This window comes from Sphingobacterium bovistauri, assembly GCF_020295405.1.
Taxonomy (GTDB): Bacteria; Bacteroidota; Bacteroidia; order Sphingobacteriales; family Sphingobacteriaceae; genus Sphingobacterium; species Sphingobacterium bovistauri.
This window is the reverse complement of the sequence record NZ_JADEYP010000010.1, coordinates 21,974-37,687: the sequence shown is the minus strand read 5'-3', so window position 1 is coordinate 37,687 and position 15,714 is coordinate 21,974. Positions and strand designations below refer to the sequence as shown.

The 15,714-nt window shown below is 33.1% G+C and carries 18 protein-coding genes; 4 read left to right on the top strand and 14 right to left on the bottom strand.

The features are described from left to right. Positions 1–15: 15 nt before the first annotated feature. The 3 genes from IPZ78_RS06945 to IPZ78_RS06935 are packed head-to-tail and all read right to left on the bottom strand — an operon-like array spanning position 16 to position 2,189. Positions 16–375 (bottom strand): YkvA family protein, encoded by a 360-nt coding sequence (locus IPZ78_RS06945; protein ID WP_225552276.1) that lies wholly within the window; start codon positions 373–375, stop codon positions 16–18. Positions 376–420: 45 nt separating this feature from the next. Next, on the bottom strand, positions 421–1,428 hold the full coding sequence (locus IPZ78_RS06940) for a tetratricopeptide repeat protein (RefSeq protein ID WP_225552275.1): 1,008 nt from the start codon (positions 1,426–1,428) through the stop codon (positions 421–423). Positions 1,429–1,439: 11 nt separating this feature from the next. Beyond that, positions 1,440–2,189 carry a C40 family peptidase gene (locus IPZ78_RS06935; RefSeq protein ID WP_225552274.1) on the bottom strand — a complete coding sequence of 250 codons (750 nt, stop codon included), beginning with the start codon at positions 2,187–2,189 and terminating at the stop codon, positions 1,440–1,442. An 85-nt stretch (positions 2,190–2,274) separates the two neighbouring features. Here IPZ78_RS06935 and IPZ78_RS06930 point away from each other — a divergent pair, with 85 nt between their 5' ends. Further along, positions 2,275–2,736 carry a universal stress protein gene (locus tag IPZ78_RS06930; protein ID WP_225552273.1) on the top strand — a complete coding sequence of 154 codons (462 nt, stop codon included), beginning with the start codon at positions 2,275–2,277 and terminating at the stop codon, positions 2,734–2,736. On the opposite strand, the gene IPZ78_RS06925 is transcribed toward IPZ78_RS06930, so the two are convergent. The 5 genes from IPZ78_RS06925 to IPZ78_RS06905 form a co-directional block, all read right to left on the bottom strand. Then, a complete protein-coding gene (locus IPZ78_RS06925; protein WP_225552272.1) occupies positions 2,733–3,911 on the bottom strand; it encodes an RsmB/NOP family class I SAM-dependent RNA methyltransferase in 1,179 nt (392 codons plus the stop codon). The two genes, IPZ78_RS06930 and IPZ78_RS06925, sit on opposite strands and share 4 nt — an antisense overlap. A gap of 5 nt (positions 3,912–3,916) precedes the next feature. Then, the gene (locus tag IPZ78_RS06920) at positions 3,917–5,245 is read right to left on the bottom strand and encodes a type 1 periplasmic-binding domain-containing protein (RefSeq protein ID WP_225552271.1); all 1,329 of its coding nucleotides are present in this window, start codon (positions 5,243–5,245) and stop codon (positions 3,917–3,919) included. Further along, entirely contained in the window at positions 5,175–6,725 is a 1,551-nt protein-coding gene (gene guaA / locus IPZ78_RS06915) for a glutamine-hydrolyzing GMP synthase (protein ID WP_225552270.1), read from the bottom strand. Before guaA ends, IPZ78_RS06920 begins: the two co-directional genes overlap by 71 nt. 73 nt (positions 6,726–6,798) lie before the next feature. Continuing rightward, positions 6,799–7,602 carry a S1/P1 nuclease gene (locus tag IPZ78_RS06910; RefSeq protein WP_225552269.1) on the bottom strand — a complete coding sequence of 268 codons (804 nt, stop codon included), beginning with the start codon at positions 7,600–7,602 and terminating at the stop codon, positions 6,799–6,801. A gap of 10 nt (positions 7,603–7,612) precedes the next feature. Beyond that, positions 7,613–8,074 carry a DUF4268 domain-containing protein gene (locus IPZ78_RS06905; RefSeq protein ID WP_225552268.1) on the bottom strand — a complete coding sequence of 154 codons (462 nt, stop codon included), beginning with the start codon at positions 8,072–8,074 and terminating at the stop codon, positions 7,613–7,615. Between the two features lie 78 nt (positions 8,075–8,152). Between IPZ78_RS06905 and IPZ78_RS06900 the strand changes: the two genes are divergently transcribed. Next, complete coding sequence (locus IPZ78_RS06900) at positions 8,153–8,686, top strand: lipocalin family protein (RefSeq protein WP_225552267.1); 534 nt, start codon at positions 8,153–8,155, stop codon at positions 8,684–8,686. Between the two features lie 3 nt (positions 8,687–8,689). Here IPZ78_RS06900 and IPZ78_RS06895 read toward each other — a convergent pair whose 3' ends face one another. Next, a complete protein-coding gene (locus tag IPZ78_RS06895; protein ID WP_225552266.1) occupies positions 8,690–8,998 on the bottom strand; it encodes a hypothetical protein in 309 nt (102 codons plus the stop codon). A 57-nt stretch (positions 8,999–9,055) separates the two neighbouring features. After that, positions 9,056–10,363: an OmpA family protein gene (locus tag IPZ78_RS06890; protein ID WP_225552265.1), complete on the bottom strand. Its 1,308-nt coding sequence runs from the start codon at positions 10,361–10,363 to the stop codon at positions 9,056–9,058. Between the two features lie 127 nt (positions 10,364–10,490). On the opposite strand from IPZ78_RS06890, the gene IPZ78_RS06885 reads away from it, so the two are divergent. Next, positions 10,491–11,900 carry an alkaline phosphatase gene (locus tag IPZ78_RS06885; protein WP_225552264.1) on the top strand — a complete coding sequence of 470 codons (1,410 nt, stop codon included), beginning with the start codon at positions 10,491–10,493 and terminating at the stop codon, positions 11,898–11,900. Positions 11,901–11,968: 68 nt separating this feature from the next. On the opposite strand, the gene IPZ78_RS06880 is transcribed toward IPZ78_RS06885, so the two are convergent. From IPZ78_RS06880 to IPZ78_RS06870, 3 genes are read right to left on the bottom strand one after another with little or no spacing between them, the layout of a single operon-like run. Then, entirely contained in the window at positions 11,969–12,763 is a 795-nt protein-coding gene (locus tag IPZ78_RS06880; RefSeq protein WP_225552263.1) for a TerC family protein, read from the bottom strand. Between the two features lie 22 nt (positions 12,764–12,785). Beyond that, complete coding sequence (locus tag IPZ78_RS06875) at positions 12,786–13,316, bottom strand: adenine phosphoribosyltransferase (protein ID WP_225552262.1); 531 nt, start codon at positions 13,314–13,316, stop codon at positions 12,786–12,788. A gap of 4 nt (positions 13,317–13,320) precedes the next feature. Beyond that, positions 13,321–14,223: a ComEA family DNA-binding protein gene (locus IPZ78_RS06870; RefSeq protein ID WP_225552261.1), complete on the bottom strand. Its 903-nt coding sequence runs from the start codon at positions 14,221–14,223 to the stop codon at positions 13,321–13,323. A gap of 92 nt (positions 14,224–14,315) precedes the next feature. On the opposite strand from IPZ78_RS06870, the gene IPZ78_RS06865 reads away from it, so the two are divergent. Beyond that, positions 14,316–14,924, top strand: a complete 609-nt coding sequence (locus tag IPZ78_RS06865; RefSeq protein ID WP_225552260.1) for a polysaccharide deacetylase family protein — start codon at positions 14,316–14,318, stop codon at positions 14,922–14,924. Here IPZ78_RS06865 and IPZ78_RS06860 read toward each other — a convergent pair. Beyond that, on the bottom strand, positions 14,921–15,712 hold the full coding sequence (locus tag IPZ78_RS06860) for a DUF4249 domain-containing protein (RefSeq protein ID WP_225552259.1): 792 nt from the start codon (positions 15,710–15,712) through the stop codon (positions 14,921–14,923). The genes IPZ78_RS06865 and IPZ78_RS06860 overlap by 4 nt on opposite strands. Between the last annotated feature and the right edge of the window lie 2 nt (positions 15,713–15,714).

The following is a 15,714-nucleotide window of genomic DNA, read 5'->3' as shown; positions in this document are numbered from 1 at the left end:
ACTAATTATCTTTTATCAAAATAGAGATTTTGACTCTTTATACCTTTTTAATTCCTCGGACAATTTACTTAATGCATAGCCAACGATAGTAACATCATCCAACCATCCCAATACAGGAATCAAATCTGGAATAGCGTCAATTGGCGAAACGACATAGAGGATTGTACCAATAATAACCGAAGCATTCCAAGTGTTTACCTTGTATTTACCAGCCATAATGTCTTTCGCCATATTTACCAGTACCTTAAATTCACTCATCTTATCATCCAAGTGAATTGCTTTAGCATCCGCCTTACTCAAGTCGTCTGTGGTTAATTGCTGTGCTTTATAAGCACTAAATAACTTAAACCCCTTTTTTAAATAAGTTTGTTTCATTTACAAATGTTGTTTTCTATTTTGACGAAATGATTAACCAATAGTTTAATCCTCTTCTTCTAACTCTTCATATTTTGAAAAATCGTCCTTTGCACCGACTGAATCACCACTTCGTTCACGCAAAAGACCACGATATTGATACAAATCTGAATAGTATGGATTTAAACGTATAGCTTCAGAATAATCTGAAATTGCTGAAGGCCAATCTACTTTCTTTTCATATGCATCAGCACGCAAAACGTAAGGGTAAAAATCCGTTGAATTGAGTTCTATTATTTTGGAATAATTTACAATTGCCATATCGTACTGCTCGACTTGCTCAAACAATTGAGCTTTTTCTTCATAAAGGGCAATATTTAAACTATCTAAGGAAATAGCTAAGTCTAAATCATCAAGTGCTTTATCATACTCCTTTATTGATATAAACAATTTAGCACGATACAAATACGCATCAACACTTTCGGCTGCATCAATTACTAAATTCAAATCAGCTAAAGCCTTATCATATTGCAATACTTGCAGATATATTGCTGCACGAGAAACTAAAATGTTAATGTTATTATCAATCACGAAAGCTTTAGAATAATCGCTAAGCGCTTCTGCATAATTAAAATGTTGAACTTGCACCATTGCTCTATTAAGATATAACTGTGCATTATCTGCCTTCGTACTGATGTTTTTATCAAGTTCCAGTAAATCTTCAGACTCTATCATTTCTCCTTGATTTTCTAACCACTCTAGGTAATGATGATAATTAAAATCAAATCGCTTTGCTATTTGATAATCGTAAAAGGAACTTTCATCATCCCCATTAAACTTATGTAAAATAGAACGGCATGCATAGAAAAATGGTTGGTCTGGATACAATGCAATTGCTTTCGTATACTCAACTATAGCATCATCATATTTTTTTTCATTAACTTTAACTAATGCATATATTTTTTTTGCAAGCATTAATGACTCATTGTTTCCACTTTTAGGTTCTAGTGCTATGGTAAAAGGGAATAATTGTGAACTAGCTAAAATATAATAGTTATTTGCTTGTAAATTCATGTTAATTGACATTAAAAATAACGCTTAACAATACGTAGATTGTGCGTATAACGATTTTGTTCAGTATTAAAAATTCCTTGACTATCCATTTTATCTATTCTTACTCTACCTGAAGCATGTATAATAGTTTCGGAGTCTATCATCACACCAACATGCACAATTCGACCAGCTTCGTTATCAAAAAAAGCTAAATCCCCTGGTTGAATTTCGGTCAAAAAATCTACTGTTTTTCCACCTTCAGCTTGTTGATAAGCATCTCGCATTAATGAGATTCCAAAATGTTTATAGAACACTTGGCTTAAGCCCGAACAATCAATTCCAAATACAGATCGTCCTCCCCACATATAAGGAGAATTCTTATAAAATTGGATGAGCTTAGGTAATTCAGTTTTAAAATCAGCTATCGTTGTATCTCTTAACGTACCTTCAATACTGTAGTGCTCTTCCCCTATAGTAATTGTACTTCCTGATACAACAGTACCATGTAAAAGATGTACTATTTTAGATCCAGAAATTGCTTTGGCTCCAGATATATCAACTATATTGTTTCTTTTTACGCCTGAAAGAACTACTGTTGCGTACTGGTGATTTTGAATCCATCCCTCATATTTTGTTTCCGACAATCTAATTCTTGCAAAGTCCACTCCTTCTTCTAATAATTCGAAATTCTCACCAAATAAAACTTGAGATACCATCTCACTACGATGAGAAGCCTCAGCGCGTAGAGGAACTATACTAAGATTGCAGGCTGAAATACTCATAAGTCATTTATTGTTTAAAACATTAAGACCTTTTAATTGTTTTTATTCTGCGAAGATACTTTTAAATCAATTAAATATTATAGATATGAAAAAATTTCATCGTATCCTATTAGCAATAGACGATTCTCCTTGTACTCAAAAAGTAGTCAACTATGCGCAAGAGTTTATTGCGGATAAAGAGACCTCTATTGCGCTTATTACAGTAGTACCTCCCACAAGTCCTGCAACTTACGGTGCTGACCCCTTATTAGGACAACAACCAATTATAGTCCCTGAAATAACTGAAATTCAACAAAATACCGCAGAACAATATATAGCAAAAGTGGCATCAGAGTTTTCATCTACCAATCAAGTATTCACTTTTACAAGAATAGGTAACATTAAAGAAGAAATACTAATTTTAGCCAACGAATGGTCTGCAGATTTAATACTAATGGGATCAAATGGAAGATCAGGTTTTGATCATTTCATATCAGGTAGTGTTTCTGAATCTGTGATTCGTAAAGCAACTTGTCCTGTATTAGTAATTCCAATTAACTGTAGTTAACTTATTCGCACTAAACGAGCAGCAAACATACTATCAGCTTTGTTTTCATAGCCTTTAATGACTTCCATTTTTTCAATTTGAAAATCAAAATTATTGATTATATAATCAATAATTTTTTCATTCTCTTCAATATATACTGAACATGTGATATATACCAATGGTTTTCCGACCTTCACATGTTTGAGAATATTAGAGACTATCCTTCTTTGCAAATCAGTAAATTCATTAAGCTTTTGTCGAGAAAATTGTTGAATCATCTCTGGTGTACGCCCCCATGTCCCAGAACCTGAGCAAGGAACATCCAGAATTACACCATCAAATTGCTCATTTCCAAGAATTATAGTTGTATCAGTAGTGAGATCAAGTATTTTTTGACGTTGCGGAATTTTAACTTTAGCGTTATCAAATCTGTCATTAAGATTTCGCAGAATTGATAAACGAATATCACTCACCAGTATATTCATAGTTGGATATTGATCCAACAACATCAATGATTTCCCTCCCGACGCTGCACAGGCATCCCACCAAGTCTCTCCATTCTTCGCACTCATAAAATTAATTGTTTTCTGAGAGGATAGATCTTGAACTTCATATTTTCCAGTTATTTTTGGAAAGTCCTGAAGTCGAATACCATTTGGCAGAGCTACAGTATTCGAATTTATACATGTGTATCCAACTTCCTTCTCCTGCAAGGCAGATAAAACAATATTTTCATCACCACGTTTGATCCGGATAAACATATCAGGTTGAACAAAATGACTCCTAATAAACTTATTCGATTCAATTGATGGAGAAATCAATTCATAAAAAGGAAATACATCTTCTAGTTTAAAATTGATTTTCGATTGTAACAATACAATTTTATCTTCTAAACTAAAGTCCAATTTATCCACTAATTCTGGATAATGAATAGTTAGAATATCTGAACTATTTTGACATAGAAACTCAGCATAGCAAAGTCTATCCAAAATTGTATATTCCTTTATTGCAGTACCAAGTCTGAAGTAATTGTAGATAAAACGAGAGGTCATCCTTCTATCAGATGACCCCATTTGTTTATTTTCTTTAAAAAATCGTGTCAGATACCGAGATAATGGTTCATTGTAAGCATATCCGTCTAATGCTCTTTCAAAATTTCTAAAATGTTGAGCTACACGTTTTGCATTTATTGCCATAAAATTTATTGTAATTGAAATCCGCCGTGCATGTATTCTTTGTAAGATACTGATTCATTCGTGAATCCCCAGCTATCATTATAGACAAAATTGTATGTATTATATATTCCTATAAAAGATTCTGATTCTAATTTTGATTTTAAATTATCAATCCCATACTTATTTATCAATGTCCCAAAATAAACAGCAACATCATAACCTTTGTAAGATTGTTCAGAAGGCGATATACCAAATTTTTGACGATAAGAATCTTTAAAAATTTTAGCTTTAGATGACCAAGACTTAAAACTGCTTTCAGTAGTAATAACCGGTTGTAGGCTGTAAAAGTTTGGATGATTACTAAAATCAAACCTATCCCAAAGTGGATGACCATAAAGTTTTATAGAAACGCCTGACTCGATATTCTTCTTCGAAAGGTTATTAATCATACTATTCAATTGAGTCTTATCAGTAGTGCCACTTACGATCAAATTTGATCCAGTAGATGATAATTTTTCATTCAATTGAGATAATGAAGAAACAGAAATAATATTTACATTGGATTTATTCTCTTTAATCGCTCCTAACATACCGTTTAAAAATTGACGACTATCATTATCAGATGTATTATAAATAATGATAACATCACCTGTAATGTACTCCATTGCGATGCGCTTAGCCAAACCGTTTGTATGAGATTTAATTGACGGAGTAATTGTAACCAAGTTGTTCAAACCAAATTCTGAAGCAGGAGAAGCAGCTAATGGATTAATAACCAACTTATCTTTGTTAGTTAAGTTAGTGCCAAAAGACTTTATTTCTAAAGGATAGATTGGGCCAATGATTAGTCCAGAATTCTCAATTTGTTCAGATGAAGCTAAAGTTGAATTAAAATAAGCATTATCCTTAGAATCAATAACTTTAAGATTAAAAGGTGTTGAGTTTTTTGAAACTTCTTCAAGTCCCAATTCAAAACCCTGATAAAAATCCAAAGCTAATGCTGAACGTTTTACATCCGCCTCATTTACTACTTTATCACTAATCAAATCCAGTTTAAAAGGTAATAAGAGTGATAAAGATCTTCCCACCTCAAGTTCTTTTTGCTTAGCCAAAGCCTCTTTTTCAGCGGCTACTTTTTCAGCAGCAATTTTTGATTCTTTGGACTCTTTAGAAGATACTTGCCCTGTATGACTAGGTGCCCTTAAAACACTACTTTTAGGAGCACAAGCTGATACTCCTAAAAGTAATGATACTGCATATATTAAATAAAATTTCTTCAAACTATTATTCCCACTCAATTGTTGCAGGTGGTTTTGAACTGATGTCATATACAACTCTGTTGATTCCTTTAACATGATTTATTATTTCATTCGAAATCTTAGCCAATAATTCATATGGTAAGTGAATCCAATCTGCTGTCATACCATCCAATGAACCTACCGCTCTTAAAGCGACAACATGTTCATAAGTACGTTCATCCCCCATTACTCCTACAGATTGCACAGGCAAGAAGATTGTTCCAGCTTGCCATACTTTATCATACCATCCTGACTCCTTAAGATTACGAATGTAAATGTCATCAGCATCCTGCAAAATTCGTACCTTTTCTTCTGAAATATCACCTAAAATACGAATTCCTAATCCAGGACCTGGAAATGGGTGTCTATTAAGTATGTTAGGATCAACATTTAATGTCTTACCTACACGACGAACTTCATCCTTAAATAAAGTTTTCAATGGCTCAACTACTTTCAGCTTCATGTAATCAGGTAAGCCTCCTACATTATGATGAGATTTAATAGTCGCCGATGGTCCTTTGACAGAAATTGATTCGATAATATCTGGATAGATAGTACCCTGCCCTAACCATTTCGCTTCTGCCCCTTCGGGTAATTCTTTTTGAATATCTTTTGACGCTTGGTCGAATACATTTATGAAAGCTGCTCCAATGATTTTACGTTTAGCTTCAGGCTCAGAAACTCCCTGTAGTTTACTAAAGAATAAATCTTTAGCATTCACTCCTTTTACATTAAGCCCCATGTGCGCGTAAGAATCCAATACTTGCTCAAATTCATTTTTGCGTAATAAGCCATGGTCCACGAAGAAACAATGCAAACGATCACCTATCGCATGATGCAATAATACTGCAGCAACAGTAGAGTCAACACCACCTGATAAAGCCATGATTACATGATCATTACCCAAGTCAGCTTTAAGTTGTTCTACAGTGGTTTCAACAAAAGATTCTGATGTCCAATCTTGTTGACAACCACAGATATCAACAACAAAATTTTTAATCAAAATCTGACCATCAGTACTATGTGTTACTTCTGGATGAAATTGGATACCGTATGTTTTTGTTCCTTCAATATGGTAAGCTGCTACACGAACTTTATCTGTACTCGCTATTACCTTGTAAGAACTTGGTACTTCTTTAATTGTATCTCCATGAGACATCCAAACCTGTGACTGAACAGGAATTCCTTTTAACAATTCATTTGACTCATCAACAAACTGTAAATTTGCTCTACCGTATTCACGAATTTCTGATGGCAAAACTTCACCACCACCCTGCTGGGCTAAATATTGAGCGCCATAACAAACTCCTAATAATGGAAAACGAGATTGGATTGATTTATAATCAATTTGCGGAGCATCTTCTTGACGAACAGAATATGGACTTCCCGAGAAAATAACGCCTTTTACGTTATCATCAAATTCAGGAACTTTATTAAAAGGATGAATTTCACAGTATACGTTTAATTCTCTCACACGACGAGCAATTAGCTGAGTATATTGCGAACCAAAATCAAGGATAATAATTTTTTCAGACATAGTGCAAAGGTACAATTTAGATATTAATATTAGGAAGTCTTATTTTACTAATTCATGAACGAATTAACCTATTTTATCCATAAATTTCATTCAATTCATTTGCTAGACGAATCCCTGCTTTTAGTAATACTTCTTCCATGGGATATTTGAAATCATATATATATTTATAGCTCAAATTAGCATTCTGCTCCACATCCGCATAAATTTTATTCGCTAGCTGATGTGTTTCGTACAGCGCTTGAGCAAAAGAAACATTGTATTTTTTGTAATAGTTTTTGTCATAAATATCCAATACAGAGGCATATTCTGTATAGCTGTACTGTTCATTTTCGACTAAGTCAGAATCCCATACACGATGAATATTAGTTTTTCTACCAAAAAACATAACTTCAATTTTATTTCCACCTAAATCTTCAGCTCTACCTACGTGCATCGGTTGGTGTGCATCTGCAAACAAATGCAAAATAAAATATAGGTTTTGTTGCTGCTGGCTAAGAGTCAAATCTTTATTTTGGATAGTCTCTTTTTTCACATTTAAATAAGCTTTGTACAAGTTATTATCTGAAGATTGTTCCAATTCTACATTGAATTGATCGAATGTCAAATTAGCTGAGGTATTCACAAAGTGCCATGAACCTGTCTTTTTGAAGGCTGCACTGGTGTCCGACTTAATAAAATCAGCCCAATTGGACCAATAAGCGATATGTTGATTACCAATAATCTTTTGAAGATTCCTTTTGGCTTTTTTGGTTAAATGTCTCTCAGCGATTTCAGCAATCACACGATGACCTGTCATACCCCAAGCTTGCGCTTTCTGTAATTGACTTAGAATAATACATGCTGTAAGTAAAACAACTGCATTTAACTTATTTTTCATATGTATATTATTATTTAAAAATGTCGAATGAATATTTTGCCAATGACCAAAATTCGTCTAAAGCTATAATACGTGGCTTGAAAAAACTAATTAATTCGGGCCAATACTGTTTATTAAAAACGGATATCTTAGATATGGAACATGAGATCCTCGACGTAACCTTCCCGCTTTCATCATAATAATCCTTGTCCCAAACCCACTCTTCCTGCATCATATCATCAAATATTGTTTTCATTTCAATGAATTGAGAAAGCATCAACTGACGAATACTTTCATCTGGGTGAGAAATTTCGATAAATATATTTGCTGACTTATTCGTCGCATCCATTCTAAAATAGAGATGCTTAATTCCAGTTTTGTAATTAACCCAATTTACCTTTTCATTATCAGCGGAAGGCATCACAGACATATATTGCCCAAATGCTGTCCAAAAGTTTTCCTTTAATTTCTTAGCTTCCTCTCTAGAGTACAAAACATATAATTTTTACAAAATTATAAAATTGGATAAACTTTTGCAGTCACTATTTTGTTAAACTTAAAACTATAATCAATGGATAAGAAAAAATCACTTTTTTTGCTAACTGCAGCCGCTGCTGGCACAGTTATATACAATATATGGAAACCTGTAAAATCTGATCTACCTGTTATAACAGATTTTGAATTGAACAAATACCTTGGAGAATGGTTTGAAATAGCTAGATTAGACTTCTTTTGGGAAAAAGGACTTAAAAATGTACGTGCTGTATATACATTAAATGATGATGGCAGCATCAAAGTTGATAATTCAGGTGTTCGAATAAAAGATAACAAACTGAAACAAAATATAGGAAAGGCGAAATTTCAAAGTGATCCTAATCTTGGTGCTTTACAAGTTTCTTTCTTTGGACCATTTTACTCGGGATACAACATCATGCATATTGAGGGTGATTATGAATATGCGCTAGTATTTGGAGAAAATCTAGATTATTTATGGATTTTATCACGTTCCAAAACCATCCCTGAGGATGTCAAAGCAAAATATTTAGATTATTCAGCAAAAGCAGGTTATGATATCAATGCGATAATTTGGACACTACAAGAATAAGACCTAGCCATACAGCTCTTTAATGACATTGAAATTCACAGATGAATCTGCAGCAATAGCTTGTGAAATTATTTGAAGATGTTCTTCTGTAATACGATTACCTATTCCTTTGTTATAAAGGCTTGTTAATAAATAGGCGTATTGGTGCCTTAGTTGACTATCAATAGTATGATTTTGAACATTATAATTGATAATTGTGCTTGCAAAAGCACCAAAATCTTCAATTGAAAAACGTTGATGTTTAGTATAAAACATATACATATATCTTTCAAAATCACGTTCTAACTGTTTACTTACTTCAAAATCAATCATAAAAAAGAGGCATATTATTTTGTAATATGCCTCAAAAGTACTAAAATTTAAATTATCTTATTTACGAACGCTTACTGCGACTCTTCTATCTTTAGCTCTTTCCGCATCCGTAGCATCAGCGGGAACAGTAGCAAATTCCGAACCATAGCCCTCTGCATCTTCGACTTGATTACCTAATCCTTTACTTTCTAAAAATGACTTAACAGCTTCAGCTCTATTTTCAGATATCCTTTTGTTCACTTCTTCGTTTCCTGTTTTATCTGTATAGCCTCCGATTTTAATTTTTGCATCAGGAAAAAGTTTCAAAATAGAAGCTATATTTTCTAACTGTTGCTGACTTTCTGGTAATACATTAGCGGTACCAGTCTCAAAGTTAAGATTATCAAAATCAAACCACTTCTCTTTCAATTGATCATCAGATAATGATTTATAATCCGACTGTAGAAAAGCTATCAAATTCTCCTCAATACCAGAAGAATAAGCTTTTAAGGAAGCTCCATCAGGAAGTTTGACATCAATGTACTGTTTTTCACTTTGTGTTACGGGATTGGTAACGACAATCGTTGTATCAGCATCGGCAATAGAATCACGAAGTACTACTTCCTTAGTATCTCCATCACAGCCTTTTCCAAAAATTAACCATAAAGCTATAAGCAATATTGGAATTAGAAGCCACCATAACCCTGCTCCTTTTTTTCCTTCCTCAATGCGCTCCTGGGTATGTACTACTTCAGGCTGTCTAGGCTTTAAAGGTTCAACAGGAGTGTGTGGAATATCATTCTTTACCTGTGTCTGTGTCTCTCTAGGTAATTCTGTAGGACTATCAGCTTGCGCAAATAAAGTACCAAATGCTCCCAAACCTAAACCACTTGGCAAGGCTGCAGCGATAGCTGACTTATTAGAATTAAGCAAACTTCCAATTGAATTCGAATCCCAATCCGAACCTTTTTGAGTAATACCAGATATAACAGCAGGCAAACTAGCACCTAGTAAACTACTAATAGATTCACTACGTATCCCTAAATACGAGGATAATGAATCAACTATAGTACCCAATTTATCGCCAAAAATTGACCCCAATATATTTTGGGTTTCAAATTTTGAATTATCTGTCCCTGCTGGAGAACCAAAATAATTACCAAATAGATTATTGATATCAAAAGAGCTAAATAGATGCTTAGCAGAATTTAAAATAGATCCTAGACCATCGCCACTTTTGCCTTGTAATCCTAACAACAGCGACGGAATAGATAAATCAATTCCCTTATGAACATTTTCGGATGTTTCACCCAAATTAGCACTTAGTTTGTTAATCACTTCATCTGTGAAGTAAGCTTTAACATTATGTAATAAATTACTTTCCATTTTAAATTTAAATAGTTAACAAAATATACAACAAGTTAAATGCAGATTTGTTTGTTGTAATTTTCCGTTTACTTAACTTCATATTAATATTCATCTGTTATATTTGACAAAACTATACATAAACACTATGAACATTAAATCATTCATAAGTTCCATCTTAACACTACTTTTTTCTTTATCAGCTAGTTACGCTCAACCAAAGTATATTTTTTACTTAATTGGAGATGGCATGGGACTTAACCATGTTAATTTAGCTGAAGTATATTTAGCGGAAAATAAAGGTCGTATTGGTTACGAGCCACTTGTTCTTTCAAATTTTTCGCATGTGGGCTTTGCTTCATCTAATTCAAAATCCAGTAGTATTACAGATTCTGGTGCGGGAGGTACTGCATTAGCCGTTGGTTACAAAACTAAAAATGGCGTTATTGGTATGGATAGTGCTGCTACTATTCCCTACAAAAGTATTGCGTATGCTGCCAAAGAAAAAGGACTGAAAGTGGGGATCACCTCAAGTGTAAGTATTGATCACGCTACACCAGCTTCATTCTATGCGCATCAAAAAAGTCGTAGCTATTATTATGAAATAGCTGCTGAAATTCCTAGTTCTGGATTTGATTTATTTGCTGGTTCTGGATTTGTAAGTCCGACAAAATCGTTTGATAAGAAAGACGTATCGGATATATATAATGAACTTACAAAAAAAGGATACACCATAGTATATGGCAAAAATGCTCTAGCAAATGATGTATATAATGACAAAAAGTTAATTTGGGTCAACAATAAAACAGAAAAAAGTGATGCCTTAAAATTTGCTATTGACCAAAAACCAGATGATATGTCCTTAGAAGACATCACACGTGGCGCCATCAAAAAATTAAGTCATAAAAATAACAAAGGTTTTTTCTTAATGGTTGAGGGAGGAAAAATTGATTGGTCTGCGCATGCAAATGATGGTGCTACTACGTTGAAAGAAGTTTTAGATTTCAACAAAACAATTCAGGCTGCATATGAATTTTATCAAAAACACCCTAACGAGACATTGATTGTAGTAACAGCAGATCACGAGACTGGCGGTTTAGCTTTGGGAAATGGTCCCTCATCTCTGAACACGAAAGCGTTAGCTCATCAAAAAGTATCACAGGGTGCTCTTTCAACATTAATTGGTCAATTGCGTAAGGATAAGCCTAATGCCTCTTGGGAAGACGTGAAAAATCTACTTGCAGCTAATACAGGGCTTTGGACAAGCTTGAAAGTGTCGGATGACGACGAAGAGGATCTTTTGGATGCATATGAAAAAAGTTTTGTCAACCATGAAAATGAAACCACAAAATCTTTATATGCAAATGATGACAAAATAGCTTCGTTAAGTATTAAAATACTGAATAAGATTGCTAATATAGGTTGGTCTTCATCAAATCACACTGCAGCATATGTTCCAATTTATGCGATTGGTGTAGGTGCTGAATTATTCAACAAGAAGATGGATAATACAGATATTCCAAAAAAGATTGCACAAGCTGCACAACTGAACTTCTAAATTAATAATTAAATACAAAAAGAGAGGAGTAGCAAATGCTACTCCTCTCTTTTTGTATTTATACTCTTTTAATTCTTTGTTATATCATCACTTTTTACAATATGAGCATCTTTATTTTTAAGTGCTTTTTTGGTTGCTCTAATATTTAGGAACTCAACTAACACAGAGAATGCCATTGCAAAATAAATGTATCCTTTAGGAATATGCTGATCAAATGCCTCAGCTGTAAGAGACATACCTATTAACAATAAGAATGCTAATGCTAACATTTTAACTGTTGGATGATCATTCACAAATCGACTTATTGCCTCAGCAGACAACAACATAATCACAACTGCTACAATAACAGAAGCAATCATCACCCCTATTTGATCCACCATACCCACTGCTGTGATTACTGAGTCTAATGAGAATACTAAGTCTAAAATTAAAATTTGTATTATTACGGATGAAAATGTAACAACTTTAGTCTTTGCGGAACTCATTTCTACATGTCCCTCTACCTTATGGTGTATTTCAGTTGTACTTTTATAAATTAAGAAAAGACCTCCGATAAATAGAATTAAATCTCTACCAGATAATACCAAATATGGTGCTATTGCTTCGTTAGTAATACTAAACCATTCTCCAAAATTTACCAATGGAGCTGTCAATCCCATAACCCACTTTATGGAGAATAATAAGCCTACGCGCATTATTAAAGCCAAAATAAGACCAATCTGTCGAGCCTTCTTCTGTTGCTCAACAGGAAGTTTAGAACTTTGAATAGATATAAATACAATGTTGTCAATTCCAAGTACAATTTCTAAAATTGTAAGTGTAAAAAAGGAGATCCATATCTGCGGATCTGATAACCATTCCATAAGATAATTTTTATATAATTAATTATTTATAATTTACAAGAGAAACAACATTCTCACTAAAGCGATGTAATCTACCTTCGCCGTTTAAGAACTTAAGATTAATAACAAATGAAAATCCAGCAACATGCCCACCTAATTTTTCAATCAACTTAGCTGCGGCAACCACTGTACCACCCGTTGCTAATAAATCATCATGTATAAAAACATTTGTCCCTGATTCAAAAGCATCATCATGTATTTCAATTGTCGCTTGACCATATTCTAATTTATAGGATTCAGAAATTGTTTTGGCAGGTAGTTTACCTTGTTTGCGAATAGGAACAAATGGAATGTCCAATTTGTTTGCCAACATCAATCCAAATAAAAAACCACGACTTTCAATTCCTGCAATGACATCAATATTTAAATGCTTAACCTCATCAGCAAAAGCATCTACAATTTCACGACATAAAGCCGCATCTTTCAAAATAGGTGTAATATCTTTAAAAACAATCCCGGGTTGAGGAAAATCAGGAATATCACGAATTACTTGCTTGATTTTGTCTTCCAACATATACTTAAAACGCTAAATAAGGTTCAATTTTACGCAAAAAATCTTGATCTAAAGCTTTGTTTTTTGTCATCATTTCTACATTTGCATATTTCCCATGTTGATTTCGATAATTTACAATTGCATTAGCCTGTTTTTTACTCACATACGGATGCTTTGCAAGTTCGTTAGCATCCAATAAGTTAACTTGAAGTTTATTAACATATTCAGGTTGAATGTTGATGTTTTCTTTTATCTGGTCAAAAGTCTCCTCAGACATACCATACACTTCTTTCAATTGATTTATAGAATGAAAGCCACCTAGAGCATCTCTGAATTTGACTATTCTACCCGCAAAAACAGTTCCGATGCCTCTTAATTTTTTTAAATCAGTAGTATCTGCTGTATTTATAGAAATTATTATAGGTTTTGATTTAATCATTTTAGGCTCCATTTCAAAATGTGCCTTTTTAATTTGTGAAGATGGCTTTTCAGAAGGTATAACAATGTATCTTTCTAATTTATTATAATCACTTTCAGAAATAGAATAAATCTTCTTGAGGTCCTCTTTTTTATAAAATCTTCCCCCCTTAGCAATATAGTTGGTAATAACTTTTATTTGCTTTATCGAAAAACCAAGCTTAGACCAATCTTCTACTGTTGCTTGATTAGGATTAAAGTTAAAATAACTAATGTTATCTTTACGATTGTAAAAATTTTTCGCTTCAACCTCATCTTTAATTTCATTATCTACCGTATGAGCAATAGAAGATGAATTTAAGTTATATACACGATGTGTAATAACATCTTTCGGACTAATTTTCTTATATACTAACACAGCAATATTAACGATTGCAATAAGAGCTAAGAGTACAACAAAACCATTACGCTCAACTATGTTAAATTGAAAATATTTGAAAAATCTATTCATCCAGAATCTTGAGTATGTAATTTAAATTACAATTGATTGCCCTTTTGTATTAGTATTAAACTAAATTTGCAAAATATAAATTAATATATAAAATGTATTTTATCAATGCTCCCTTTTTCTTACGTTGGTATTACCCAGGTGTTATTTGGAATAAATCAAGAGCAGATAAAAATTTATACCTCACCTTCGATGATGGTCCTATACCGGAAATTACCCCATGGATATTAGATGTGCTCGCTAAATATAATGTTAAAGCGACTTTTTTTTGTGTGGGTGAAAATATTGAGAAATATCCTCTAATATTTGAACGAATAATAGCAGAAGGACATCAAATTGGTAATCATACCTATAATCATTTGAAAGGATGGGATTATGAAGATGACGAATATGTAAGTAATGTTTATAAATGTCACAAGCTGATTCAAGCTAGATTATTTCGACCACCATATGCACGTGCAAAAAAATCTCAATTAAATCTATTAAAAAATGATTTTGATTTTATTTATTGGGATGTCCTTTCTGGTGATTTTGACACAAAAATAAGTCCTGAAAAATGCCTTAAAAATGTATTGAAACACACTAAAAATGGCTCTATTATTGTTTTTCACGACAATATTAAAGCCATTCCTAGAGTTCAATATGCATTACCTGAGGTAATTAAGTATTATTTAGAAAAAGGCTATACCTTTCAGAAGCTTTAATTCCCCGTTGCAGTAAATCTAACTCTATAACCGTATCTTTTTGAACTGCTGACACTAAAGTAACCCAAAGCACCATTTGAAATATTAGAAGTTGGATTTGCGGGAGCTGCACTTCCCGGATTTATAGATTGTAATTCGTTCCAATAATCAAAAACTTGTTTATCTATTATTTGACGATTAACGACAACACTATCACCTAAAAAAATATCATTATTAGGATCTGAAATTTGATGTGTTACAAACATACCGTCATTAAATTTATCACTAAAAACACGACTAAATGCAAAATCACTACCATTTACAGATATTTTATACTTATAATAATTAGGTTGATCTTTAGGATCCATAAATTTTTGAGTCACAGAATAAACGGTGTCTGTAAATATAACATCCTCTATTACCCCTAACGAATCAACATCAATATAGGAATTCATATATGATGAAGCTGCAAAAACTTCGCCTTCGATTACAACTTTTAGATTATAAGTCCTTAAAGCTTTGGGCTTAAAATTTGCCCTATAAATGCCGTCTCCTGATTTAGTAAAAGCATATATTGTTCCTTTATCATCTGTTACCGTCACAATGGCATTTTCAACTGGTTTATTACGAACCGGAGCATCGAATGCTACGGTCTGCGAAACAGTTATTACCTGGTCTGCACTCAAATCCGTCAAGTCCCCTTCTATTACATAACGAGGATCGACATCATTAAGATTTACATCAATTAACTCCTCACAAGAAGCTAATCCTAAACAAATTATAAGCAAAAAACTATGTAAATATCTCATTC